This is a genomic window from Serratia sp. HNCC26DJ244, assembly GCF_057180565.1.
This window is the reverse complement of record NZ_JBXUGO010000006.1, coordinates 163,714-186,926: the sequence shown is the minus strand read 5'-3', so window position 1 is coordinate 186,926 and position 23,213 is coordinate 163,714. Positions and strand designations below refer to the sequence as shown.

The 23,213-nt window shown below is 50.0% G+C and carries 27 protein-coding genes and 1 other RNA gene; 23 read left to right on the top strand and 5 right to left on the bottom strand.

Translation table 11 applies throughout. The features are described from left to right. Positions 1–108 precede the first annotated feature (108 nt). The 8 genes from AC2A06_RS07605 (at position 109) to AC2A06_RS07570 (ending at position 5,667) form a co-directional block, all read left to right on the top strand. On the top strand, positions 109–1,407 hold the full coding sequence (locus tag AC2A06_RS07605) for an MFS transporter (protein ID WP_473196707.1): 1,299 nt from the start codon (positions 109–111) through the stop codon (positions 1,405–1,407). A gap of 114 nt (positions 1,408–1,521) precedes the next feature. Beyond that, on the top strand, positions 1,522–2,298 hold the full coding sequence (gene exuR / locus AC2A06_RS07600) for a transcriptional regulator ExuR (RefSeq protein WP_473197944.1): 777 nt from the start codon (positions 1,522–1,524) through the stop codon (positions 2,296–2,298). A 247-nt stretch (positions 2,299–2,545) separates the two neighbouring features. After that, the gene (locus AC2A06_RS07595) at positions 2,546–3,013 is read left to right on the top strand and encodes a hypothetical protein (RefSeq protein WP_484379881.1); all 468 of its coding nucleotides are present in this window, start codon (positions 2,546–2,548) and stop codon (positions 3,011–3,013) included. 146 nt (positions 3,014–3,159) lie between these two features. Continuing rightward, a complete protein-coding gene (locus AC2A06_RS07590) occupies positions 3,160–3,825 on the top strand; it encodes a DedA family protein (RefSeq protein WP_023489313.1) in 666 nt (221 codons plus the stop codon). A 210-nt stretch (positions 3,826–4,035) separates the two neighbouring features. Further along, positions 4,036–4,341, top strand: a complete 306-nt coding sequence (locus AC2A06_RS07585; RefSeq protein ID WP_484379880.1) for an ElaB/YgaM/YqjD family protein — start codon at positions 4,036–4,038, stop codon at positions 4,339–4,341. A 2-nt stretch (positions 4,342–4,343) separates the two neighbouring features. Further along, positions 4,344–4,763 carry a phage holin family protein gene (locus tag AC2A06_RS07580; RefSeq protein WP_484379879.1) on the top strand — a complete coding sequence of 140 codons (420 nt, stop codon included), beginning with the start codon at positions 4,344–4,346 and terminating at the stop codon, positions 4,761–4,763. Continuing rightward, positions 4,741–5,040 carry a YqjK-like family protein gene (locus AC2A06_RS07575; RefSeq protein WP_484379878.1) on the top strand — a complete coding sequence of 100 codons (300 nt, stop codon included), beginning with the start codon at positions 4,741–4,743 and terminating at the stop codon, positions 5,038–5,040. The genes AC2A06_RS07580 and AC2A06_RS07575 overlap by 23 nt, the downstream gene beginning before the upstream one ends. A 231-nt stretch (positions 5,041–5,271) precedes the next feature. Continuing rightward, entirely contained in the window at positions 5,272–5,667 is a 396-nt protein-coding gene (locus AC2A06_RS07570; RefSeq protein WP_484379877.1) for a DoxX family protein, read from the top strand. 76 nt (positions 5,668–5,743) lie between these two features. Here AC2A06_RS07570 and AC2A06_RS07565 read toward each other — a convergent pair whose 3' ends face one another. After that, positions 5,744–6,649 (bottom strand): LysR family transcriptional regulator, encoded by a 906-nt coding sequence (locus tag AC2A06_RS07565; RefSeq protein WP_023489308.1) that lies wholly within the window; start codon positions 6,647–6,649, stop codon positions 5,744–5,746. Between the two features lie 107 nt (positions 6,650–6,756). On the opposite strand from AC2A06_RS07565, the gene AC2A06_RS07560 reads away from it, so the two are divergent. Then, positions 6,757–7,458, top strand: coding sequence for a pirin family protein (locus AC2A06_RS07560; RefSeq protein WP_484379876.1), 702 nt, complete (start codon positions 6,757–6,759; stop codon positions 7,456–7,458). A gap of 89 nt (positions 7,459–7,547) precedes the next feature. Here AC2A06_RS07560 and rnpB read toward each other — a convergent pair. Together rnpB and rsmI are read right to left on the bottom strand one after the other, a co-directional pair. Beyond that, positions 7,548–7,925, bottom strand: an RNA gene (gene rnpB / locus AC2A06_RS07555) — RNase P RNA component class A. 41 nt (positions 7,926–7,966) lie between these two features. After that, positions 7,967–8,830, bottom strand: coding sequence for a 16S rRNA (cytidine(1402)-2'-O)-methyltransferase (rsmI, locus tag AC2A06_RS07550; protein ID WP_023489306.1), 864 nt, complete (start codon positions 8,828–8,830; stop codon positions 7,967–7,969). A 62-nt stretch (positions 8,831–8,892) separates the two neighbouring features. On the opposite strand from rsmI, the gene AC2A06_RS07545 reads away from it, so the two are divergent. The 5 genes from AC2A06_RS07545 (at position 8,893) to cybC (ending at position 13,026) form a co-directional block, all read left to right on the top strand. Then, positions 8,893–10,887: a penicillin-binding protein activator gene (locus AC2A06_RS07545; protein ID WP_484379875.1), complete on the top strand. Its 1,995-nt coding sequence runs from the start codon at positions 8,893–8,895 to the stop codon at positions 10,885–10,887. Next, on the top strand, positions 10,884–11,237 hold the full coding sequence (locus tag AC2A06_RS07540) for a YraN family protein (RefSeq protein ID WP_484379906.1): 354 nt from the start codon (positions 10,884–10,886) through the stop codon (positions 11,235–11,237). Before AC2A06_RS07545 ends, AC2A06_RS07540 begins: the two co-directional genes overlap by 4 nt. Before the next feature lie 145 nt (positions 11,238–11,382). Continuing rightward, positions 11,383–11,973 carry a DnaA initiator-associating protein DiaA gene (diaA, locus tag AC2A06_RS07535; protein ID WP_023489318.1) on the top strand — a complete coding sequence of 197 codons (591 nt, stop codon included), beginning with the start codon at positions 11,383–11,385 and terminating at the stop codon, positions 11,971–11,973. 9 nt (positions 11,974–11,982) lie between these two features. After that, positions 11,983–12,558: a division/outer membrane stress-associated lipid-binding lipoprotein gene (gene dolP / locus AC2A06_RS07530; protein WP_023489319.1), complete on the top strand. Its 576-nt coding sequence runs from the start codon at positions 11,983–11,985 to the stop codon at positions 12,556–12,558. 81 nt (positions 12,559–12,639) lie between these two features. Then, the gene (gene cybC, locus AC2A06_RS07525; RefSeq protein ID WP_023489320.1) at positions 12,640–13,026 is read left to right on the top strand and encodes a cytochrome b562; all 387 of its coding nucleotides are present in this window, start codon (positions 12,640–12,642) and stop codon (positions 13,024–13,026) included. Positions 13,027–13,200: 174 nt separating this feature from the next. Here cybC and rnk read toward each other — a convergent pair whose 3' ends face one another. Next, positions 13,201–13,611 (bottom strand): nucleoside diphosphate kinase regulator, encoded by a 411-nt coding sequence (rnk, locus tag AC2A06_RS07520; RefSeq protein WP_023489321.1) that lies wholly within the window; start codon positions 13,609–13,611, stop codon positions 13,201–13,203. Positions 13,612–14,013: 402 nt separating this feature from the next. Between rnk and AC2A06_RS07515 the strand changes: the two genes are divergently transcribed. From AC2A06_RS07515 to AC2A06_RS07475, 9 genes are all read left to right on the top strand, one after another. Further along, positions 14,014–14,349 (top strand): glycine dehydrogenase, encoded by a 336-nt coding sequence (locus AC2A06_RS07515; RefSeq protein ID WP_473197941.1) that lies wholly within the window; start codon positions 14,014–14,016, stop codon positions 14,347–14,349. A gap of 26 nt (positions 14,350–14,375) precedes the next feature. Then, the gene (locus AC2A06_RS07510) at positions 14,376–14,741 is read left to right on the top strand and encodes a glycine-rich SFCGS family protein (protein ID WP_484379874.1); all 366 of its coding nucleotides are present in this window, start codon (positions 14,376–14,378) and stop codon (positions 14,739–14,741) included. After that, positions 14,741–15,037, top strand: a complete 297-nt coding sequence (locus AC2A06_RS07505) for a DUF4312 family protein (protein ID WP_473197940.1) — start codon at positions 14,741–14,743, stop codon at positions 15,035–15,037. The genes AC2A06_RS07510 and AC2A06_RS07505 overlap by 1 nt, the downstream gene beginning before the upstream one ends. A 362-nt stretch (positions 15,038–15,399) precedes the next feature. Next, the gene (locus AC2A06_RS07500) at positions 15,400–16,176 is read left to right on the top strand and encodes a DUF4311 domain-containing protein (protein WP_037384152.1); all 777 of its coding nucleotides are present in this window, start codon (positions 15,400–15,402) and stop codon (positions 16,174–16,176) included. A gap of 11 nt (positions 16,177–16,187) precedes the next feature. Next, positions 16,188–16,838: a DUF4310 family protein gene (locus tag AC2A06_RS07495; RefSeq protein ID WP_023489801.1), complete on the top strand. Its 651-nt coding sequence runs from the start codon at positions 16,188–16,190 to the stop codon at positions 16,836–16,838. 48 nt (positions 16,839–16,886) lie between these two features. Then, positions 16,887–18,026 (top strand): amidohydrolase/deacetylase family metallohydrolase, encoded by a 1,140-nt coding sequence (locus tag AC2A06_RS07490; protein ID WP_023489802.1) that lies wholly within the window; start codon positions 16,887–16,889, stop codon positions 18,024–18,026. Further along, positions 18,010–19,128 (top strand): DgaE family pyridoxal phosphate-dependent ammonia lyase, encoded by a 1,119-nt coding sequence (locus AC2A06_RS07485; protein WP_484379873.1) that lies wholly within the window; start codon positions 18,010–18,012, stop codon positions 19,126–19,128. Before AC2A06_RS07490 ends, AC2A06_RS07485 begins: the two co-directional genes overlap by 17 nt. Further along, positions 19,125–19,865, top strand: a complete 741-nt coding sequence (dagF, locus tag AC2A06_RS07480) for a 2-dehydro-3-deoxy-phosphogluconate aldolase (RefSeq protein WP_473196696.1) — start codon at positions 19,125–19,127, stop codon at positions 19,863–19,865. The genes AC2A06_RS07485 and dagF overlap by 4 nt, the downstream gene beginning before the upstream one ends. A 97-nt stretch (positions 19,866–19,962) precedes the next feature. Further along, positions 19,963–21,879, top strand: coding sequence for a BglG family transcription antiterminator (locus AC2A06_RS07475; protein WP_484379872.1), 1,917 nt, complete (start codon positions 19,963–19,965; stop codon positions 21,877–21,879). A gap of 164 nt (positions 21,880–22,043) precedes the next feature. Here AC2A06_RS07475 and AC2A06_RS07470 read toward each other — a convergent pair whose 3' ends face one another. Then, positions 22,044–23,171, bottom strand: a complete 1,128-nt coding sequence (locus AC2A06_RS07470; RefSeq protein WP_484379871.1) for an iron-containing alcohol dehydrogenase — start codon at positions 23,169–23,171, stop codon at positions 22,044–22,046. Between the last annotated feature and the right edge of the window lie 42 nt (positions 23,172–23,213).

Here is a 23,213-nt window from a genome sequence, read left to right as displayed (position 1 = left end):
AGGCAGTGCCAGTAAAGGAATATCGGCAACAGGATGAAAGGGAATTACCACCGCACAACCGCCACAGGTTAGCCAGTGGCAGGAACTCAAAACTGGGAGAGATTTGGGATGCGTAAAATTAAAGGGTTACGCTGGTATATGATCGGATTGGTGACTGTTGGCACCGTGCTCGGTTATCTAACACGCAATGCGATGTCCGTCGCAGCACCTACATTAGAAGGCTCGTTGGGGATTACTACCCAGCAATATTCTTATATTGTCGCCGCTTATTCGGCCTGTTATACCGTTATGCAGCCTGTGGCAGGTTATATCCTTGACCTGCTCGGCACGAAAATCGGTTATGCCATGTTTGCCATCCTGTGGGCCATCTTCTGTATGGCCACCGCACTGGCGAATAGCTGGGGCGGTCTAGCCCTGGCTCGCGGTGCAGTCGGTATGGCCGAAGCTGCAATGATACCTGCCGGCTTAAAAGCCAGTAGTGAATGGTTCCCAGCCAAAGAACGTTCTATCGCCGTCGGTTACTTCAACCTCGGTTCATCTATCGGCGCTATGCTGGCGCCACCGTTGGTGGTCTGGGCCATTGTGGTATACAGCTGGGAAATGGCATTTGTCATCATCGGTATCCTGAGCCTGATCTGGGCTATCTGCTGGCTGATCTTCTACAAACACCCTAAAGACCAGAAGAAACTCTCTAATAAAGAGCGTGACTATATTCTGGAAGGACAAGAAGCGCATCATCAGACCACTAACGCCAAAAAGATGTCTGCCTGGCAGATCCTGCGCAACCGTCAGTTCTGGGGTATTGCTTTACCACGTTTCCTGGCAGAACCCGCCTGGGGCACCTTTAACGCCTGGATCCCATTATTCATGTTTAAAGCTTATGGCTTTAATCTGAAAGAGATTGCCATGTTCGCCTGGATGCCAATGCTATTCGCCGATCTGGGTTGCGTTGTGGGGGGTTATCTGCCGCCATTCTTCCAAAAGCACTTTAAAGTCAACTTAATCGTCTCCCGTAAGCTCGTGGTGACTATGGGGGCAGTGCTGATGATTGGCCCTGGGCTGATTGGTCTGTTTACCAGCCCTTATGTCGCCATTGCGCTATTGTGCGTCGGTGGCTTTGCTCACCAATCCCTGTCTGGCGCACTGATTACCTTGTCTTCAGACGTGTTTGGCCGCAACGAAGTAGCCACCGCTAACGGTCTGACCGGTATGGCTGCCTGGACCGCGAGCACCCTATTTGCTCTGGTGGTTGGTGCGCTGGCCGATACATGGGGTTTCAGCCCACTATTCGCCGCCTTGTCTGTATTCGATATCCTGGGTGCCATCGTCATCTGGATCGTGTTGCAAAACCACTCAGTTGTGGAGTTGGAACAGGAACGACTAAAAATAATAGACAATTATAGTTAACCCTACCTGAAGCCCGGTCATCTGTACCGGGCTTTTCATTGGCAGCCACCGGGGTTAAGTGGTATAACAACCCTCATTACAGCCTATTTTCCTGCCTACCGCCGAGTATTCATGATGGAATTCACTGAAACCAGACGCCTTTATCAGCAGTTAGCCGCCGAACTCAAGCGACGCATTGAAGGAGGGGTTTATTCAGTGGGTGATAAATTGCCAGCCGAACGTTATATCGCTGAAGAGATGAATGTGAGCCGCACCGTGGTGCGTGAGGCCATCATCATGTTGGAAGTGGAAGGTTATGTCGAGGTACGTAAAGGTTCTGGGATCCATGTCATTTCCAACCAACAGAAGAATCTGGTGGGGAGTAGCGACAGTCTCGAATTTGCCACTGCCGGGCCTTTTGAACTGCTACAGGCGCGCCAGTTAATCGAAAGTAACATTGCCGAATTCGCCGCGACCCAAGTCACCAAGCAGGATATCGTCCTGTTGATGGAGATCCAGGAACAAGCGCGCCAGGAAGACCGCTTCCGCGATTCGTTATGGGATCTTAAATTTCACGTTCAAGTAGCCCAAGCGACCCAGAACACCGCCATGGCGACCATTGTAGAAAAAATGTGGGCTCAGCGTGTCAGCAACCCTTACTGGCTCAAACTGCATGAACACATCGACGCACGCTCGATTGCCAGTTGGTGTGACGACCACGATGAAATTCTCAAAGCCCTGATCCGCAAAGACCCCCATGGAGCCAAACTGGCAATGTGGCAGCACTTGGAAAACACCAAGCAGATGCTATTTAACGCAACAACAGATGACTTTGAGTACAATGCAGACCGCTACTTGTTTGCAGAGAACCCGGTGATCCATCTCGATACTCTGGCAACCGGTAGCAAATAGTCTTTATTTTTGTCTGCTATTCAAGCTCCCCTATACCGTGAATAACGACAGGTATAAGGTCATCCAAGAGTAATGCATGGGGCTTCAGTGTCAGATTTTGTAAAAACGGCTGAATCGATCCCAGATTCCCTTACTTTCGTGTCATATTACGCCGCTTTCAACATAGATTTCCCTGTTGCCAATCGTGCTATTTTGGTAAAGTGAGACCACTTTTTTATCTGTGGATACTGGGGCGGAACGCGAATAGATGCACGGGTTGTTTGCCATGCTGATTGTACTTTTTTGTTGGGCCGATTCGGCTACCGGCCAAACATCTCATGCAACCAAAACCACCGGTCTCGTTGCCTCGCTCAGTGCTATAATCGCTGATGAGCGCCCCGGGATTTCAGCTTCTGAACATCATGTTGAGCTTGATCGTCCATCCAGTGATTTGCGCCGTAAGTCCCTTAGCCAGAGACCGCAACTGTTGCTCCGGGTACATGCCTACGCTAATTCACTGCTCGCTTCTTCCTGGTTGGTTCCGGCCTATACTTTAACGACAGAAACTCCAGAGCCAATCGGTGGTATGCGTCAACAATGGCGGTCAGTTCCCCCTATTGCCCAACGACTTCAACAGATCAACTGGATGCTGCACTCACCAGCGCAACAAAACAGAGTCGGCGGTTGGAAAGAAAGTAACATACTCTACCGTGGCTCACTGACTTATGATTCGTGAGCGGGTGTTGCCCCAAAAGAAGTGAAGTAAAGAATAACGCAGCCCTGTCTCATTATTTTCAGTAGTTATAGGCTTTCGCGATCATCTTGTTTACCGCCGCCCAACTACTGAACGAAAACAAACAATGACGTTTTTAGGAACACCGGATGGAAATTATTAAGCAATTGTTGCATGCATTATGGCAACAAGACTTTGAAATGTTGGCTAACCCTTCGTTAGTCTGGACACTTTATGTCTTGCTGTTTCTTATTTTATTTCTGGAAAATGGCCTGCTACCCGCCGCCTTTCTACCGGGTGACAGTCTGTTGATCCTGGTGGGGGTGCTGGTCGCCAAAGGGACCATGAACTTCCCCGTCACTATCTTGATTCTGACGACGGCAGCCAGCCTGGGGTGCTGGCTCAGTTATATACAAGGCCGATGGCTGGGTAACACACGTATTGTGCAAAACTGGCTTTCACACTTGCCAGCACATTACCACCAGCGCGCTCACCAATTGTTTTATCGTCATGGCCTGTCAGCACTGCTGATTGGCCGTTTCCTGGCGTTTGTGCGTACCTTGTTACCGACTATCGCTGGTTTGTCCGGTTTAAGTAATGTTCGTTTTCAGTTTTTCAACTGGGTTAGCGGATTGCTGTGGGTATTGATCCTGGTTTCTGTGGGTTTTAGTTTGGGGAACACCGCCGTGTTCCATCAATATGAAGAGAAACTGATGTCCGGGCTGATGATGTTGCCAGTAGTGCTGCTGGTGCTTGGATTTTTCGGTTCCTTGGTGATGCTATGGCGTAAGAAGCGCGCTAATAAGCAAAAGTAACGCGCGTAACAAGTAGAGGGGGAACATACGCAAGTATGCCCCTCTTTGTGGTATCAGAGCGTTGATATCAGGAACAGTAACCCACTCCGCCCTCTGTAACGAGTCCATTACGATAGATATAGTCACAATTGTGGGCTACATCCCTTTGCTCTCCCCCATAAATCAGCTATGTTGAAGCTCTGTCTCAGTTAATCTTAAGGAGTCGTTATCATGGCACAAGATCCACATGCAGAAAGTTTACGCGCCGAACTGAAGTCGTTGGCCGATACACTGGAAGAAGTACTTAATAGCTCCTCCGACAAATCGAAAGCTGAGCTCGAAAAACTCCGTGCCAAAGCAGAAAGCGCACTGAAAGATAGCCGAGCTCACCTCAGCGATGCGGGTGATAAATTAGTCCACCAAACCAAGCAAATTGCTGGTCACGCTGATGAGTATGTGCGTGGCAATCCGTGGGCTGGTGTAGGCATTGGTGCTGCAGTTGGCGTGGTGTTAGGCGTTCTGCTCGCGCGCCGCTGATTATGGCAAATATTACACAATCTCGTGAACAGGGCCCCGCTAAAGGGGTTCTGGATATTGCGCAACGTATTCTTACCATCTTGGTCAGGATAGTGGAAACGCGAGTCAAGCTGGCTGTTATCGAGTTGGAAGAGGAGAAAGCCAACCTCGTCCAGTTACTGATGATGGCCGGGATCACCTTGCTGTTTACCGCCTTTGGGCTAATGAGCCTATTGCTGCTGATCTTCTGGGCAGTCGATCCGGCTTACCGTCTGATAGCACTGGGTACCACCACGGCTGCTTTGCTGTTCCTGGCAATCGTGGTAGGCATCTGGACATTAAACAAGGCTCGCCGTTCAACCCTACTAGGGGCAACACGCAAGCAATTAGAACTCGACCGTTCGGCATTGGAGGGGGAACATGAATCACCGCCAATACCGTGAATGGCAAAAAGAGCAATTGTTACTGCAGATCCAGCAACAGCGGCTGGATCTGGCTGCCAGTAAAACCCTATGGCTGGAAAAAACCGCCCCCATCGATCACGGTTGGCAGGTGGTATATGGCCTACGTAAATATATCGCCATCGGCTCCACAATTTTTACGTTTTACAGTCTGCGACACCCCAACAAGCTGATGCGTTGGTCACGCAGAGCATTGAGCTTATGGGGAACATTCCGCTTAATGCGTAAAAGTTATCGGGCATTACGCGTAAAGGATTAAGCGCCGAGTATGCACTCAAATGGCAGCACCGCTGCGACCATCACTATGGGCATCCCCCATCTGGTGGCTTTAAACACCTCTGATATACTCATTTTTTTTGAAAGAAAACACCAATAATTATTACTAACAACCTAAACCATCCCCGTTTAACATTCACTCCACTAATCCGTTTTGGCTAAGAACAGCCATAATGATGTAATAACAGCCAAGATTGGCTTTTTGGAGTTAATGATGAAAAAATTAGAAGATACTGGTTTATTGGTTGCTCGTATTCTGTTGCCTATCCTGTTTATTGTTGCTGGTTACGGCAAAATGGGTGATGCCTATGCCGGTACGCAAGGCTACATGCAAGCGATGGGCGTACCTGGCTTTTTACTGCCACTGACCATCCTGCTGGAATTAGGCGGCGGTTTGGCTATTCTGTTCGGCTTCCTGACCCGCACAGTGTCACTATTCACTGCAGGCTTCACCATTCTGACCGCATTTATCTTCCACTCTCAGTTTTCTGAAGGCGTCAACCAACTGATGTTTATGAAAAACTTGAGCATTGCTGGTGGGTTTATCGTTCTGGCAATCGTCGGCCCAGGCAGTTTCAGTATTGATCGCCTGCTGAACAAAAAGTGGTAATTTTAGATAATTAACTGTGTTCAAGTTGCAGCTTACCCTCCTGCAACTTGAATTATTTAAGGTATAAAAGTAAAGATTACTGCTTTTCCTGCCGGGCAAACAGACGCGGGATCTCACGTAGAAACCAGGATTTAGCCTCCCCCATGTTGTCACGCCGCCAGGCCATGATGATGTCCACTTCCCTTTTGTATTCAGGCCCCACCACTCGCAAACGCCCCTGTTCAATATCTTGTTCCACCATAGGATAGGGCATGGTGGCCACTCCCAGCCCGGCCAGTAAAGCTCGGCGTTTATCTTCAATGCTACTCACGGTCAAACGCTGCTGTTTATCCAATAATTGCACCGTCAATACGGGCCTTTCCCGCGCGGTATCCGCCACGGCGATCCCACGGTATTTGACGCGGGTAAGTTCTGATAACGGTTCAGGCTCTTGATGGATCGGGTGATCCGGTGCCGCCACATAGACACTCATGACTTTATACAATTTGCGCGTGTTAATCTCAGAAGAGGCGCGAAAGTGAATATCCGGTGCAATAACGATATCCGCCCGGCCTTGATCTAACCGCTCCCAGGCTCCAGCCAATACTTCAGTAAGAATCGAAACCTGAGTATCCGCTTTCAACGCCAGCTTATCGAGCAACGGAAACAATTTAGCAGCCGGTGACAACGTTTCGCTGACAATGGTGATATGGGTTTCCCAGCCCCGAGATAGCGCCTCGGCATCGGTGGTCAGTTTATCCGCCGCCTCAAGCAAGATACGGCCACGCTCAAGTAACATTCTACCGACATTAGTAAATTTGGTGCGATGACCTGAACGGTCAAACAGGACCACATCAAGCTCTTCCTCCAATTTCTGCATGGTATAGCTCAATGCAGAAGGCACCCGCCCCAGCTCATCGGCAGCAGCAGCAAAACTGCCTCGGCGGTCAATCGCATCCATGACCCTCAACGCTTCTAGTGTTAACGCACGCTCTCTGGCCATCGAATCTCTCTTTCAGGAAATTTGAATATGCCTACCAGATTAACTGGCTAACAATCTGCCGTCCAGATGCTTACCCTATAAACCATCAATTTAAAGAGTCGATTGCCATGATAATCTGTAGAACAGCACAACAATGTGGGCAAGCTGACTTTGGTTGGCTACAAGCGCGTTATACCTTCTCTTTTGGTCATTACTTTGATCCCAAACTGATGGGATACGGTTCACTGCGGGTACTCAACCAGGAAGTCTTAGCACCAGGGGCCTCATGCCAACCACGCACCTATCCTAATGTGGATATTCTGAGCCTGATTTTGCAAGGTGAAATCGAATACCGGGACAATGACGGCCATACTATCCGGGCTGGAGTAGGCGAAGCGCTGTTGCTGGCGACTCACCCGGGGCTAAGTTATAGCGCTCGGAATATCAGTAACACGTCTCCCTTGACCCAAATGCAACTGTGGTTAGATGCTTGCCCGACACGCAGCAACCAGCAGGTACAGCGTCTGAAGCTGCCGACGCAACCTCATGCATTACTGGCCTCACCCGATGGTGAACAAGGCAGCCTGCAACTACGGCAACAGCTCTGGATACATCATCTGGAGTTACAGCCTGGGGAACAGAAGACAGTGGCGCTCAATGGAACACGCGCTTACCTGCAATCAATCCACGGATCTGCAACAGTCAGTGACGAACATCACCCTAGCCAACCTATCAACTGTGGGGATGGCGCATTTATCCGCGAAGAGAAACAGCTGACCATCCAGGCGGTTACACCACTACGTGTGCTATTGATTGATTTGCTGGCGTAGCGATATCGCGAGTTGGGGAAGTTGGGAAATATATATATATAAAGAAAGAAAAACCCCGTATGGCGAATACCACACGGGGTTATCTGTATAACGAAAGTTGACCGATAAGCCGGGTTCTGTCGTGGACAATCATTCATCTAGGCCAGCAATCGCTCACTGGCTCAAGCAGCCTACCCGGGTTCAGTACGGGCCGTACCATGCGAACCCCTATTTGGCCTTGCTCCGGGTGGAGTTTACCGTGCCACGAACTGTTGCCAGCCGCGCGGTGCGCTCTTACCGCACCCTTTCACCCTTACCTGATCCCGCTTGCGCGGGCCATCGGCGGTTTGCTCTCTGTTGCACTGGTCGTAGGCTTGCGCCCCCCAGGCGTTACCTGGCACCCTGCCCTATGGAGCCCGGACTTTCCTCCCCTTTACTCGTCTCCCCGAAGGGGACGGCAATAAAGCGGCGATTGTCTAGTCAACTCCGGCGCGGATAGTAGCGTGGCGGTTACAGCAGGTCAAATGTTTTACTTTTCCTGATGTTCCAACCCATGCTTATACAGCGCATTTTTTTTCACCCCATGGATCTCTGCCGCTAATGCTGCTGCCTTCTTCAAGGGTAACTCTTGTTGCAACAAGGCCAAGGTCCGCAGCGCTTCAGGGGGTAAGCTCTCCTCTTGCACTTTGTGCCCCTCGACAATCAGCACCATTTCCCCCCGGTGACGCATTTCATCTTCCTGGACCCATGCCAATAACGCCCCCACCGGGGCGCCGTAAATGGATTCCCAGGTTTTAGTCAGTTCGCGAGCCAACACCACATAGCGTTGCGGCCCCCACACGGTGACCATATCTTGCAAACTGTCCAATAAACGGTGGGTCGATTCATAGAAAATCAGTGTCCGTGGTTCGGTCGCCAATGCCAGCAAAGTATCCTTGCGACCTTTGGTTTTAGCTGGCAGGAAACCTTCATAACAAAAACGATCAGAGGCGACACCGGCTGCGCAAAGTGCAGTAATCGCTGCACAAGGACCCGGCAAGGGAACCACACGCACCCCCGCTTCACGACAGCGGCGCACCAGGTGATAGCCAGGGTCATTAATCAGTGGTGTGCCAGCATCGCAAACTAATGCTATGCTCTGCCCTTCCTGCAATTTGACCAGCAGTTGATCCGCTTTCTGTTGTTCGTTATGGTCATGTAGCGCAAACAACCGCGCGCTAATAGCAAAGTGTTGCAACAGCAATCCGGTATGACGCGTATCTTCTGCCGCAATCAAATCAACGCTTTTCAGTACCTCCAGGGCTCGATAAGTGATATCACCCAGGTTACCGATAGGGGTAGGTACCACATACAGCGTTGATGCAGAAATAACTGATTGTTGGTGTTGATTCATTGTCTCATCCGGATTGCCGATTTAATATTGAGCATCTTGAAAAGAACATCACTGGATACAGTATGCTTTCCTCAACGTTCGTTCGTTCCAAAGTAGGGCGTGTAATACCTGCGATGCTGGTAGCCCTCCTATTAGCTGGTTGTCCTAGCCGAGCACCGCAAACTCCGCCTGCCAATATTCAGGGCGAAGCGAGAGCCAGTGCCTATTATTACCTGCAACAGTTGCAACAAAGCACTGATGATAACAAGGCTGACTGGCAATTACTTGCTATTCGCGCGTTAATTCGCGAAGGCAATCTGCCACAAGCCACCCAGCAACTGAATACCTTGCCGCACGACATGACAGGTCTACAGCAACGAGAACGACTATTACTGAACGCCGAATTACAAGTCGCCGGCAAAGATTATGCCTCTGCCCGAGAGACTCTGAGTCATGTTGATAGCAGTATGCTGTCATCTAATCAGTTGGTGCGCCTCTATCAGGCTCAGATCACCGCTCACCAGGGGCAAGCCTCATTAGCGTTAATCCGCACCTATATTGCTCTGCAACCCTTACTGAAGGGTCCGGCATATCAGGATAACCTGGATAAAACCTGGCAGACATTAGTGGCGCTGAAACCAACAGAGCTCAACAGTCTGGTGATTAATGCCGATGAAAACGTGCTGCAAGGCTGGTTGGATCTGCTGCATATCTATCAGGATAACCGACAGGATCCTGAACTACTGAAAGCCGGGATCAAAGACTGGCAAAATCGTTACCCACAAAACCCAGCCGCAACAAGCCTGCCAACCCAGTTAAGCCATGTGCAGAGTTTTACTCAAGCTTCCGCTTCACATATCGCCTTGCTGTTGCCCTTGAACGGCCAAGCTAAAGTGTTTGCTGATGCTATCCAGCAAGGCTTTGTCGCAGCCCAAAGTGGCGTAACACTCGCCATGCAGGTCCAGGCTCAAGCATCAACCAATAATCCTGATCAGGCTGCTATCGGTAGCAACACCGAAAGTGCTGTTTCGCCTGCAACAGAGGCGGAAAATACAGCCCCGGTGACTGCGGTGGAAACCGCCACAGCGGTTCCCACCCCAATGACTATCAATAGTCAGGTAAAAGTTTACGATACTACCAGCCAGCCTTTACCCGCTTTACTGGCTAAGGCGCAGCAGGAAGGGGCAACTCTGGTGGTCGGTCCATTGCTGAAAACCGATGTAGAACAACTTACTGGCACACCGACCCCGCTCAACGTACTGGCTCTCAATCAACCAGAGCAACCCAAAGATAATCCTAATATCTGTTACTTTGCCTTGTCTCCTGAAGACGAAGCCCGTGATGCTGCGCACCATATTTGGGAACAACAGAAGCGCCAACCCTTGTTGTTGCTCCCTCGTGGCGCATTTGGTGGCCGTATTGCCAAAGCCTTCGCCGAGGAGTGGCAGAAACTGGGGGGGCAAACCGTGCTGCAGCAAGAGATCGGTTCGGCTGGTGAGTTGCGCCAGATGGTCAATGGGGGTGGTATCCGCATGAGTGGTACCCCCGTCACCGTATCAGCACCAGCAGAACAGTCTGTTACCATTGCAGGTCTGACTATCCCTGCTCAACCCAGCGAGACCTCAACAACCATCGGTGGAGGGATTGATGCGGTTTATATTGTTGCAGGGCAAAATCAACTAGCCCTGATTAAGCCGTTGATCGATATGACCACCAACTCTCGCAGCAAACCAGCTATATTTGCCAGCTCGCGTAGTTATCAGGCAGGTGCTGGCCCGGATTTCCGGCTGGAAATGGAAGGAGTGCAGTTCAGCGATATTCCTTTATTGGCCGGTGTCAATCCACAGTTGCAACAGCAAGTCAGCCGACAATTCCGCAACGACTATTCTCTGGTGCGCCTCTATGCCATGGGGATGGATGCTTGGGCATTGGCCAACCACTTTGCTGAAATGCGCCAATTGCCTGGATTCCAGGTGGCCGGGGCCACCGGTGTGCTATCATCCTCACCAAATTGTGTGATAAACAGGAAACTGACTTGGCTGCAATACCGTCAAGGCTCGGTCGTACCGGTCTCCTGAGTCAACGCGCCAAGGGGGCGGGCTATGAACTACAAGCCCGCCATTATCTTGAACGCGCGGGATTGACCTTCACGGCGGCCAATGTCGTGATAAGAGGTGGTGAACTCGACCTGATTATGCGTGATGGTCAAACCTGGGTGTTTGTTGAAGTACGCTACCGGCGCAATGCGGCTTTTGGCGATGCGGCCAGTAGCGTAACTTACCGTAAACAACAACGTTTGCTGCATGCTGCGGCTGTTTGGCTGGCCAAACGAGGTGCCAGTTTTGACACATCATCTTGCCGTTTTGATGTTTTAGCCATTACTGATAACCAATTAGAGTGGATACCTAATGCCTTCAACGCAGATTAATCATGGTATGACTGATGCCGACCATTCTGGCTCAAATGACTCATAAATACTCGTCGTCATTCGAGCGGTAACCAGCGACCAGCAAGTTGAATGAACCTGGGTATAATAGCCTGATAAACCAGGCACTTATATGGATTAATACAACGTGTTAGATAGAATCAAAGCTTGTTTTACCGAGAGTATCCAAACCCAGATTGCAGCGGCAGAAGCCTTGCCTGATGCCATATCCCGTGCAGCAATGACCATGGTGCAATCACTGCTTGATGGTAACAAGATTCTGTGTTGTGGCAATGGTGCCTCGGCGGCCAATGCTCAACATTTTGCTGCCAGTATGATTAACCGTTTTGAAAGTGAGCGTCCCAGCCTGCCTGCCATTGCATTAAATGCCGACAGCGTAGTGCTAACAGCAATTACTAATGACCGCCTGCATGATGAGGTCTATGCCAAACAGGTACGCGCTCTGGGCAACACCGGTGACGTCTTGCTGGCCATTTCTACCCGGGGCAATAGCCGTGATATTGTGAAGGCGGTTGAAGCTGCAGTAACACGGGATATGACCATTATTGCGCTTACCGGTTACGATGGGGGTGAGTTGGCGGGTTTACTGGGTCAGCAGGATGTGGAAATACGTATTCCCTCTCACCGTAGCGCGCGTATTCAAGAGATGCATATGCTTACCGTAAACTGCCTATGTGACCTGATCGATAATACATTGTTCCCCCACCAGGATGATTAAGGAGCAGAAATGAAGCTAAAAGCCACATTTGTGGTGCTGTTAAGCACTTTGCTATTACAAGGTTGTATCGCTGGCGTCGTTGCCGGTGGTGCCGCTGTTGCAACCAAAACGGCGACCGACCCACGTAGCGTAGGAACACAGGTAGACGACACCACATTGGCAGCCCGGATCGAGAATGCCGTGCGCAAAGATCAACAACTGAAAAAAGAAGCCCGCGTCGTCGCTACGGCCTACCAAGGCAAGGTTTTGTTGACAGGTCAGGCCCCTAATACCGAACTCGCCACCCGTGCCAAGCAAATCGCCCTTGGCGTTGAAGGTGCCACTGCCATCTATAATGAAATCCGCCAAGGGACGCCGGTCGGTTTGGGTACCGCATCTTCAGATGCCTGGATTTCCACCAAAGTTCGCTCAGAGCTGTTAACCAGTGATTCGGTCAAATCCTCCAATGTGAAAGTGACCACCGAAAATGGCGAAGTTTTTCTGTTAGGGCTGGTGACACAGAAAGAGGGACAATCTGCGGCGAAAATTGCCAGCCAGGTTAGTGGGGTAAAGCATGTCACCACCGCTTTTACCTACGTGAAGTAAACAAAAAGTGAGAAAAGCAAACCTACAGACTACAATTGGTAGTTAAACTGGGTTCAAATACCATAACAACGGAAGGTAAATATGAAAAAGACATTTAAAGTAATGACGGCACTGACGCTACTGGCTGCCAGTTCTTGGGCGATTTCTGCCGACTTGGAAACAAGTATGGGAGCGCTCGCGACCAATTACAAAATCGTATTAAAAACTGACTCTATCGATACCTTCAAGATGAGCCTGCAAAAAATGCATCAGGCTGCCATAGATTCTCAGCAAGGTACCCCAGCAAAACTGGCAGGCAAAGATAAGAACAGCCCTGAAATGCAACAATTCCGCGAAGGGATGTCAACCCTGACATCACAGATTGAACAAGCCATGGCGCTGGCGAATGAAGGCAAATTGGAAGAAGCACGCAAAGTAGCGCAAGAGTTTAAACAGACCCGCGATGTCAACCACAAGAAATTCCGCTAATCGATAGGCGGTGATGAGCTACGCTCAAAACGATTCGAGTAAAACAATTCAAGTTGCTTGTCAGCAAGCAACTTGAAGAATGAAGCGTAGAGATCTTATGAAGGGCAGACTGAAAAGTCTGCCCTTGCGCTTTAGAAGCCAGGAAAAGCAATTAACTGCGAAGCTATTGACACCTTAGCGGTGATATTCGCCCGCTGCTTCCGGTTGATACAGCAGCTCCAACACCTCAATCTGCGCTTCCTCACCGTTTGGCAATGTCCAACTGATCTGTTTGCCAACATGCATGCCTAACAGCGCCGCGCCCAACGGGGCCATTACCGACAGTTGTTGGTTGCTGTCTTTGAGGGAAGCCGGATAGACCAGCGTGCGCACATGTTCCTCCGAGGTATGTAAATCCCGAAAACGCACACAACTGTTCATGGTGACGACATAGGGCGGAATTTGCGATGGCGGCACAATATCAGCACGATCCAGTTCAGCATTCAGTGCAACTGCAACATCAGTGTTAGCAAAAGCTGGCTGTGCCAGCAGTGTATCCAGACGTTCCGCATCCAGCTCATTAATGGTAATGGTTGGTTTGCTCATTCCACTCTCCAGTCCAATCAAAAGGCGCCCTTCTCGCGCTCATAAATTCGGAAAAACAACACAAAGCAACACCCCCGCACTTTTAGGCACGGGGGTGTTGGAAATGCTGACTTATCTTGATGATAGTAGGCCTTAATGGCAAGAAAAGAAAGAGATCTCGATCACGAAGCCTAGGCGATAATTTCCGCAGCGGCTAACTCCCTGCCATGGCACTGAAATACCAGACAAAATAATCCTCTCCCCCTGGTTTTGAGAAACCGATCCCCGGCTGCCACTTAATTTCCAGTTCGAACTGGAAAAAAACGGACTACACAATAAATTCTCCTGCGGTTAGGGTAAAGGCATCAAAAAAAGCATCTGTCCAGATGAATATCCAGAGGTGACTGAAAAGTGAATGAAGGGATAGCTTCGGTAAATAAAATAGCACAGGTTGATATTAGCAAGGCCTCAGCAATAACCACGCAGGTATTGGCTGATATCAGCACCATGCTGAATGCAAATAATATTTACACCAATGCGGTACAACAGCAAATGCTGGAGTCGCATATCCGTGCGATGGTATTGCGCTCAATAACCGGTGAACCATTACCTGAAGTTGATAAATCACTATTTGATGAAATATCTGCTGAATCAATGCAACTAGCAGAACAGGTGGTGGACAAATTCCCCACCTTACCGATAGAGGAAGCGTATCTACTTTCTGTCCATTTTGAAGTAGCTAAAGATAATAACCAATAAATATCATTTAATCAGGAGAATACACTATGGCACAAATCACAGTAGTTATCGGAGACCGTCTGGGTAAAGGGCAAAAAGTAGGCCAGGGCATCGAAAATGCGGGAGCCAAAGCCATCGTAATCCCTGGCATGGCGGCAGATATGAAACTGGGTGATGTGATGAAAGCAGAAAACGCCCAGTTGGGTATTTCTTTCTGTGGTAGTGGCGGAGCCGGAGCCATTACTGCCCAGAATAAATATGGCTATAAAGCGAAATATGGTATGCGCTCTGTTGAAGAAGGTGTCACGGCAATTAATGAGGGATATAACGTATTAGGCTTTGGCTTTATGGATAAAGAGGAGTTAGGCCAGCGCCTGGTAGAAGCCTATATCAAAAAATATGGCAATGCATGATGAAAGAGCTCTACACAACGTCAGTAAAGGTAGAGGGAAAAGGCGATACTAAAGCAAAAGCCTTTGCCTCTGCGTTAGCGAATGTGCAGGGTGCGATTTTAAAATCCACCAATAATATTCTGCTGCGCATTGAGCCGCAGGACGTCAGCATATTAAAAGCGGAAGAAAAAATAACCAAAGAAAAATTTCTTTTCTTCTTTCTACCGCGTGAAAGGAAAAGCTATAGCGTTTCTTTGGAAATAACCGTGACTGTCACCATCATCAATACGGAACAGGTGGTCTTTGTCACAAAATAAAAACGTTACTCCCCTAATTATTTAAGTTATGAGCCATTGACACCACTTATAAGTTCCAGGGGATATATACACAAAATAATTCGAGTTGCTTGTAGGCGGCAACTGAGCAAAAAATCGGTCAGGAACCCATTTGAACAGCGCTTGCGCTGGTCCTCAGGGTGAACCTCATGGATAAGGTTCATTAATCCCTAGGAGCATAGATAACTATGTAACTAGGGTGAACAACCAATCTGCGCGAAGCAGATTTGAACGCCGCTGGCGGCAGCCCTGTAAGGGGTGAGTCTCATGGATGAAGCGAGTAACCGCAGCCGACGCCCAGGCAGCTTGAAGAATAAAGTGTATAACATAAAAAGGGTATTATGATGTTTCTAATCATCTTATTTAAGTCGATTATTATCGGCGGGCTGGTAGGTGTCGGCGTAGGAGCCGGTGCCGCACGTATGTTCCATGCTCCGACGACACAGGGTATGGGGGCTTTCCGCACCTTGGGTGAGCTGAACTCCTGCGAAGGAGACCCTGCATCTCACTTCTCTTTTGGTCTTGGTTTCTTCTTCAACGCCTGGGCATCGTCTGTGGCGGCGGGTGCCTTCACGCAGGATGTTGACCACCGCATTATTCCCAACTGGGGTGCCGCGGCCTTGATGATCAAGAACCGTAATGTGGCAGAAACACTGCACGACCCGAAAAAAATGGCCATTGCCTGCGGCATTATTGGCATTTTGGTGGTGGCGTTCCTCAACACCACGGCTTCGGCAGTCCCTGCCGCTTTGCAGGTCACCGCAATCAAAGTTTTGGTGCCTGCGGCTAACCTGCTGGTCAATACCGTGATGCCGGTGATCTTCTGGCTGGCGGCCATCGAAGCCGGTAAACGCTCGGGTTTCTGGGGCACTATTTTCGGTGGTTTGGCACAGTTAATCATGGGTAACGCCGTTCCCGGCCTGGTGTTAGGGATCCTGATCGGTAAAGGTGTGGAAGAAAGCGGCTGGAATAAAGTGACCAAAATCATGATGGCGGTGATTGTCCTGCTGTTCGTGCTGAGCGGTTTCTTCCGTGGCTTTGATATCAAACTGCTGCAATCCTTCAGTCTGGGCATCCCTGGCTGGCTGGACGCCATTCACAATACCCTGAGCGGTAAATAAGGAGCTAACTCATGGAAGCACAGACTCAAAAAGGCTTCTGGTATGCCGACTGGTCATTTCCGATTTTTGTTGGCCTACTCTCATCTGGCGTGTTCGCCGGTACACATATGTATTACCTGTACGGTATTGGCGCGTTTAACGAAGTGGCTTTTGTTTCCATGCTGCGCGCTGGGATGGATACCGGGGTTTACGGTGCAGTGGCGGCGTTCGGTGCCAGCTTCCTGTTTGCCCGCATCATCGAAGGTTCACTGGTGGGTATTCTGGATATCGGTGGTGCGATCCAGACCGGGGTGGGTCTTGGTGTCCCCGCACTGTTATTAGGTGCAGGCATTGTTTTTCCGGTTGCCAACTTTGCTGCATCGCTAGTAACGGGCTTAGTGATTGGCCTGGCGATCGGTTATCTGATTATTCTCGCCCGTAAGTTCACCATCAACCAGAGTAACTCAACCTACGGCGCCGACGTGATGATGGGTGCGGGTAACTCCTCCGGGCGTTTCCTTGGGCCGTTGATCATCTTGTCTGCCATGGCCGCGTCAATCCCCATTGGTGTCGGTTCTTTGCTCGGCGCACTGCTGTTTTACATCTGGGGTAAACCTATCACCGGTGGAGCCATCTTGGGTGCCATGATATTAGGGGCGATTTTCCCGGTAGCTATTTCTTAATCTTAATTTCCCCCTGGCTCACCGCCCAGGGGGAAAGGAGTACCTCGTATGTATGACCTCATCATTCGGCGCGCCAGACTGGTGGATGACACCTTGGCCGATGTAGCTATTGTGGGGGGTAAAATCGCCACTATCGGGCAACTGCCTGAAGACGCTCACGCTCACAAGTTACTGGATCTGGCGGGCATTTATCGCCTGAGCGCTGGCTGGATCGATAGCCACGTACACTGTTATCCCTCCTCACCGATTTATCATGATGAGCCGGATCGCGTTGGCGTGGCAGCCGGTGTCACTTCGGTAGTCGATGCCGGTAGTACAGGAACTGATGACATTGATGAGTTTTATGCCCTGACACGCAGTGCTAAAACCAACGTTTTTGCCTTCCTCAATATCTCCCGTATCGGCCTGTTAAGACAAAATGAACTGGCCGATATAACGGATATCAATAAGGAACAGGTCAACAAGGCCATCAATGACAAGAGCGGTTTCGTTATTGGCATCAAAGCGCGCATGAGTAACAGCGTCGTGGGTCAGAACGGTATCAAACCGCTGGTGATGGCAAAAGAGATCCAGCAGGAGAATCACTCATTGCCACTGATGGTGCATATTGGCAACAATCCGCCCGATCTGGATGAAATTGCCGATTTGCTGACCCAAGGTGACATCATTACTCACTGCTACAACGGCAAACCAAACCGTATTCTGACTCCCGCAGGCAAGTTACGCGCCTCCATCGAGCGTGCATTAAAACGTGGCGTCTTGCTGGATGTAGGTCACGGTAGCGCCAGTTTCAGTTTTGAGGTTGCCCGGCAGGCCATCGCACTGGGGATCCTGCCACACACCATCAGTTCCGATATTTACTGCCGTAACCGCATGGCTGGCCCAGTGCATAGCCTGGCAACCGTGATGTCAAAATTCTTTACCATCGGGCTTTCTCTGCAACAGGTGATTCGCTGCGTGACAGAAAATGCCGCCGCAGCACTACAGTTAACGAGCAAAGGGCAACTGCACCCGGGTTTTGATGCCGACCTGACCATTTTTGACATCCACACAGCACCGCAGGTGTTCGCTGACTCTGAAGGGGAGTCAGTCCATGGTGAACAACTGTTGGTACCACTGGCCGCCATTGTGGCTGGTGAAGTCCTATTAACCGATGAAGGAAAAGCGGCTCATGTCTTCAATCTATAAAAAATATAATTTAAAGCAGGTGATCAATACTTCGGGTCGTATGACCATTCTCGGTGTTTCTACACCACGCCAGGAAGTGATTGACGCCGTAAACTACGGCCTGAATCATTACTTTGAAATCAAGGATCTGGTCAACAAGACCGGGGCCTATATTGCCAATCTGCTGAATGTGGAAGATGCGGTGATTGTTTCTTGTGCGTCTGCGGGTATCGCCCAATCGGTAGCGGCAGTGATCGTCAAAAATAACACCAATCTGTTAGTCAATCTGCATTCGGCACCGGTCAATGAACCGCGCGAGATCGTGTTGCCACGGGGTCATAATGTCAACTTCGGCGCCCCGGTAGATACCATGGTGGCACTCGGTGGTGGCAAAGTAGTGGAAGCGGGCTATGCCAACGAATGTTCCCCAGAGCAGCTCGAAGCCTGCATCACCGCGCAAACCGCCGCCATTTTGTATGTGAAATCCCATCACTGCGTGCAAAAAAGTATTCTCTCCGTTGAGCAGGCCGCCGTGGTAGCACGAAACCATAATCTACCGCTGATCGTCGATGCTGCTGCAGAAGAAGATCTGATGTGTTACTACCAGATGGGCGCAGACCTGGTGATTTACAGTGGTGCCAAAGCTATCGAAGGCCCCACCAGCGGTCTGGTGATCGGCAAGAAGCAATATGTGGAATGGGTGAAACAGCAGTCCAACGGTATTGGTCGTGCCATGAAGGTAGGCAAAGAGGGCATTATTGGCCTGACACAGGCGATTGAAAGCTATCTGACACTTGAGAAAACCACTGGCGCGCAAATGGTTGAGTTGATGACACCGTTTATTACCCAGTTGAATACCCTGAATGGCATTAGTGCCAAAACTGTCTGGGACAGTGCCGGGCGCGATATCGCCAGGGTTGAAATTACCTTTGATGAAGCGGTACTGGGGATGTCCACCGTGGATATCGTCCAGGCATTGAAAACCGGCGATATTGCTATCTATTTCCGTGGCTACAAGGCCAACGAAGGCAAAATTGAAGTGGATGTCCGCAGCGTTAACCAACAGCAATTGATGACCGTTTTTACCTGCATTAAAAATCTGTTTACGGAGCAATCAGCATGAAACTGAAACCGAATTATTATAAAGATCGTGTTTGTCTTAACGTGTTAGCAGGGTCAAAAGATAATGCGCAGGAAATCTATGACGCCGCGCAAGGGCATGTGCTGGTAGGTGTACTTTCCAAAAACTATCCGGATGTGGACAGCGCCGTGGCGGATATGAGCCGTTATGCCCGCCTGATTGACAATGCGCTCTCTATCGGATTAGGTGCTGGTGACCCGAAACAATCAGCGATGGTCAGCCTGATCGCTCAACAGGTTCAACCACAGCATGTCAACCAGGTGTTTACCGGTGTGGGTACCAGCCGCGCTCTGCTTGGGCAAAGTGACACGGTGGTTAACGGCCTGGTTTCACCTACTGGTCGCGTGGGTTGGGTCAAGATTTCAACCGGGCCATTAAGTGCACTGGCGGCGGATGGCATCGTACCCGTGGAAACTGCCATTGCGTTACTGAAAGATATGGGAGGCAGTTCGATTAAATATTTCCCTATGGGCGGTTTGAAACACCAGGACGAATACCAGTACGTGGCAAAAGCTTGTGCCGAACATGACTTTATGCTGGAACCCACTGGTGGTATTGACCTGGAAAACTTTGAGCCCATCCTTGAGATTGCGCTGCAAGCGGGTGTCAAGCAGGTGATCCCGCACATCTACAGTTCAATCATTGATTCCACCACTGGCAATACCCGCCCTCAGGATGTTAAAACTTTGTTGGAAATTAGCAAAAAACTGCTAGGGTAAACATCAGCGGTACGACAAGACATAACTTGTATAGCAATGCAGTCACACCATTGCCTGCCTGACACCGTTAGGCAGGCTCATTGATAACGGAAATAGAATGGTAAGGTTCCCCTATCCACGCCTGGCGTACCTGTTTGATGCCTTGCAGTCCGAGGTGTTACCTCAGGACGAGTTGGCAAAGCGTTTTGCCGTCTCTACCCGCACAGTACGCACGGATATCACGGCGCTAAACGAGATACTGAAAAACTACGGCGCACACTTTGTGCATAGCCGTGGCGCTGGCTATCGTCTACAGGTAGACGATGAAACCCTGTTTAGTGCCTTGCAACAGAAAAAGCACAAAAAGCAGGCCACTCCGCGCAGCGCACCAGAGCGAGTAAATTATCTGTTGATCCGTTTTCTGACCTCAGCTTTCTCGATGAAGCTGGAGGATCTGGCCGATGAATGGTTTGTTAGCCGCGGTACGCTGCAAAACGATATGGCTGAGGTGAGAGAACGGCTGGCAAATTACCAATTAACCATTGAGACCAAACCACGCTATGGCATGAAGTTGTTTGGTTCAGAAATGGCGATCCGTGCCTGCCTGACCAACCTGCTGTTTCAGTTGCATCTGACCGATGCGGAAAGCCCCTTGCTGAACAATAACATCCTTCACCAACCGCAAGTCGCTACCTTTGCCAGCTCACTACATCCATTGCTGTCCCAATATGCTATCCGCCTAACGGATGAAGGCGAACAATACCTGATTTTCTATTGTGCCGTTGCGCTACGGCGCATCATCGATGGCTATCCACTCCAAGAATTTGAGGTGGAAGACGGCGACGAAGCGGTACGTAAAGCATCAACCTGGCTGGCTGGTGAACTGCGCAACGCCGCGGGCAAGGCGATCTCCTCAGCGGAAGAAGCCTATTTGCGCGTCAATATTGCCGCCAGGCAGGTGCAAAATGTACAACCCAGCAAAATCAATGCAGATGATGAAGAGGCGTTGGGAGATTACATTCTCTCCTATATCAACTCGCACTATAACTACAACCTACAAGGCGATAAGCAATTACGGGCAGACCTGCTCACCCATATCAAAACCATGATCACCCGGGTGAAATACCAGATCAACATCCCCAATCCGCTGTTGGCAAATATTAAGCAGCATTATCCCATGGCCTATGATGTGACACTGGCGGCCATCTCCAGTTGGGGTAAACACACGCCTTATACCTTGAGCGAAAACGAAATCGGCTATCTGGTGCTGCATATCGGTGTCGGTCTTGAGCGGCACTACAACATTGGTTACGAACGCCATCCACAAGTGATGTTGGTATGCGATACCGGTAACTCGACGATACGGATGATCCAGGCTCAAATCGCACGCAAATATCCGCAACTGGTGATCACACGCACCATTTCACTGCGCGATTATGAGATTCTCAACCATATTGAAGAGGATTTTATTATTTCCAATGCCCGTATCAATGAAAAGAACAAACCGATTGTCGTGATGTCGCCATTCCCTACAGAATATCAGTTAGAACAGCTCGGCAAATTGGTCCTGGTGGATCGTACCAGACCCTATATGCTGGAAAAGTTCTTCGATGCCGACCATTTCATGGTTATTGATGAACCGCTTTCTCAACAACAGTTGTTTACCAAGGTTTGTTCTCAATTAGAGCAAGAAGGCTATGTTGGCAGTGATTTTTACCCTTCGGTAGTCGAACGAGAAGCCATCGTTTCTACTCTGTTAGGGGAAGGGATTGCCTTACCACACTCTCTGGGGCTACTGGCAAAAAAAACCGTGGTGGTCACCTTGCTAGCCCCTCAAGGGATCTCTTGGGGGGAAGGAGAAGTGGCTCATGTCATTTTCCTGCTGGCGATCAGCAAAGATGATTATGAAGAAGCCATGGCAATCTATGATTTGTTTGTCACCTTTGTGCGTGAACGTTCGATGACCCGCTTGTTGGGCAGCGATAATTTCGAAAGTTTTAAAGCCGTTGCCCTAGACTGCCTGAGCCGAATTTAAGCCACTCGATACGCTTAGGGAATAAAGGAGAAAACTGCTGGCCTTATTTCTCCTTCTTATTGCTCAACACCTTGATCAACGCCCCAATGAGCAGGCCCAGCACAATACCCACCAGTATCCAGTTAATCAGACTCATGTTCGCTCTACCCTAATTATATTTATTGTCATTCAACCAGAAACGCCCGTTCAATCATCAGCGCTCTTTGTTCTGTGGAATAAGTCACCCAGGAATTTTTACTGTTGGATTTCTCCAATACCGTGGCAAACGCCTGTTGGCTGAGAGGAAGGGCCTGCTGCCAGAAAGGAGCAATGGCATGGCGGGTGATAAAGTCACTCAGGTAACGTTCTGGAGCACCCTGCTGTTGTGGAAACAATCGCAAGGCCAGCTCCGCCATTAACAGGCGCTGTTGCGGGTGTGCACTTTCAGCCAGCAGTTCAAGAAAAGGTAGCAGTAAACGCCCACACACCTGCCCATGGTGATAATCTCGCAGGGCGCCGATCTCGCCAGCAATACCATGGATCACCCCCAACCCTGCCATGCTCAGCGTCAAACCACCAAGATAGGAAGCCTGCATCATCGCCTCTCGCGCTTTATCACTCCGATTCAGATCAGGCCAGGCCGACAGAAAGTGACGCATACCCACCAGCGACATCTCTCGAGACCAGTTGCTGGCCTTGTCAGAGAGATAAGACTCCAACAGATGCGTGAAAGCATCAATGCCACAACAGGCCAATAGGTTATCTGGTGTCCCTGTTAACAGTTCGGGATCAAGGATCGCCACTTGGGGGACAAAATTGGCGTGCCGCAAAGAGGCTTTCACTTTGCTGATCTCGGTATCGGTAATCACCGCATTTTGCGTGACCTCACTCCCGGTACCGGCGGTGGTAGGAACGGCGATTAATGGCAGTGTGGCACCACTGATTTGGCTATCCCCGACCTTCTCCATATAACGTAGGGTCGGTAAAGGATGTTCGATCAGCGCAGAGAACGCCTTGGCAGCATCAAGCACGCTCCCGCCACCAATGGCCACCACGCGCTGCACTTTTCCACGCCAGCGCGTAACCCATTGGTCGATCTCCTGGGGTGAGGCTTCATGAGCGACAATCTCACTACCGACTAAGCATGGTGCCAGTGTATCCGCCAATGAGCCATAAATAGGCCCATTAAGAAATGAACGGCAGGTGAAAAGTAATGTTGGCTGCGGCTCACTGCGCAGCAACGGAATCAAACGCTGGATAGTGCCATGACCAAACCAGGTTTGCCGGTTGGTAATCATCAGGCTTGAAGCCATGTTCGTCACCTTATACCTGTCATACCTCAAGCTCTAGAAGTC

Coding starts and splice junctions, on each gene's coding strand:
- AC2A06_RS07470 (WP_484379871.1), bottom strand. CDS start 23,171: ATGGCTTCAAGCCTGATGATTACCAACCGGCAAACCTGGTTTGGTCAT.
- AC2A06_RS07495 (WP_023489801.1), top strand. CDS start 16,188: ATGGAAGCACAGACTCAAAAAGGCTTCTGGTATGCCGACTGGTCATTT.
- AC2A06_RS07580 (WP_484379879.1), top strand. CDS start 4,344: ATGGCAAATATTACACAATCTCGTGAACAGGGCCCCGCTAAAGGGGTT.
- AC2A06_RS07560 (WP_484379876.1), top strand. CDS start 6,757: ATGATAATCTGTAGAACAGCACAACAATGTGGGCAAGCTGACTTTGGT.
- AC2A06_RS07475 (WP_484379872.1), top strand. CDS start 19,963: ATGGTAAGGTTCCCCTATCCACGCCTGGCGTACCTGTTTGATGCCTTG.
- exuR (WP_473197944.1), top strand. CDS start 1,522: ATGGAATTCACTGAAACCAGACGCCTTTATCAGCAGTTAGCCGCCGAA.
- AC2A06_RS07570 (WP_484379877.1), top strand. CDS start 5,272: ATGAAAAAATTAGAAGATACTGGTTTATTGGTTGCTCGTATTCTGTTG.
- AC2A06_RS07510 (WP_484379874.1), top strand. CDS start 14,376: ATGGCACAAATCACAGTAGTTATCGGAGACCGTCTGGGTAAAGGGCAA.
- AC2A06_RS07565 (WP_023489308.1), bottom strand. CDS start 6,649: ATGGCCAGAGAGCGTGCGTTAACACTAGAAGCGTTGAGGGTCATGGAT.
- dolP (WP_023489319.1), top strand. CDS start 11,983: ATGAAGCTAAAAGCCACATTTGTGGTGCTGTTAAGCACTTTGCTATTA.
- AC2A06_RS07490 (WP_023489802.1), top strand. CDS start 16,887: ATGTATGACCTCATCATTCGGCGCGCCAGACTGGTGGATGACACCTTG.
- AC2A06_RS07485 (WP_484379873.1), top strand. CDS start 18,010: ATGTCTTCAATCTATAAAAAATATAATTTAAAGCAGGTGATCAATACT.
- AC2A06_RS07590 (WP_023489313.1), top strand. CDS start 3,160: ATGGAAATTATTAAGCAATTGTTGCATGCATTATGGCAACAAGACTTT.
- AC2A06_RS07605 (WP_473196707.1), top strand. CDS start 109: ATGCGTAAAATTAAAGGGTTACGCTGGTATATGATCGGATTGGTGACT.
- AC2A06_RS07575 (WP_484379878.1), top strand. CDS start 4,741: ATGAATCACCGCCAATACCGTGAATGGCAAAAAGAGCAATTGTTACTG.
- rnk (WP_023489321.1), bottom strand. CDS start 13,611: ATGAGCAAACCAACCATTACCATTAATGAGCTGGATGCGGAACGTCTG.
- AC2A06_RS07595 (WP_484379881.1), top strand. CDS start 2,546: ATGCACGGGTTGTTTGCCATGCTGATTGTACTTTTTTGTTGGGCCGAT.
- cybC (WP_023489320.1), top strand. CDS start 12,640: ATGAAAAAGACATTTAAAGTAATGACGGCACTGACGCTACTGGCTGCC.
- AC2A06_RS07500 (WP_037384152.1), top strand. CDS start 15,400: ATGTTTCTAATCATCTTATTTAAGTCGATTATTATCGGCGGGCTGGTA.
- AC2A06_RS07545 (WP_484379875.1), top strand. CDS start 8,893: ATGCTTTCCTCAACGTTCGTTCGTTCCAAAGTAGGGCGTGTAATACCT.
- AC2A06_RS07505 (WP_473197940.1), top strand. CDS start 14,741: ATGAAAGAGCTCTACACAACGTCAGTAAAGGTAGAGGGAAAAGGCGAT.
- dagF (WP_473196696.1), top strand. CDS start 19,125: ATGAAACTGAAACCGAATTATTATAAAGATCGTGTTTGTCTTAACGTG.
- AC2A06_RS07585 (WP_484379880.1), top strand. CDS start 4,036: ATGGCACAAGATCCACATGCAGAAAGTTTACGCGCCGAACTGAAGTCG.
- rsmI (WP_023489306.1), bottom strand. CDS start 8,830: ATGAATCAACACCAACAATCAGTTATTTCTGCATCAACGCTGTATGTG.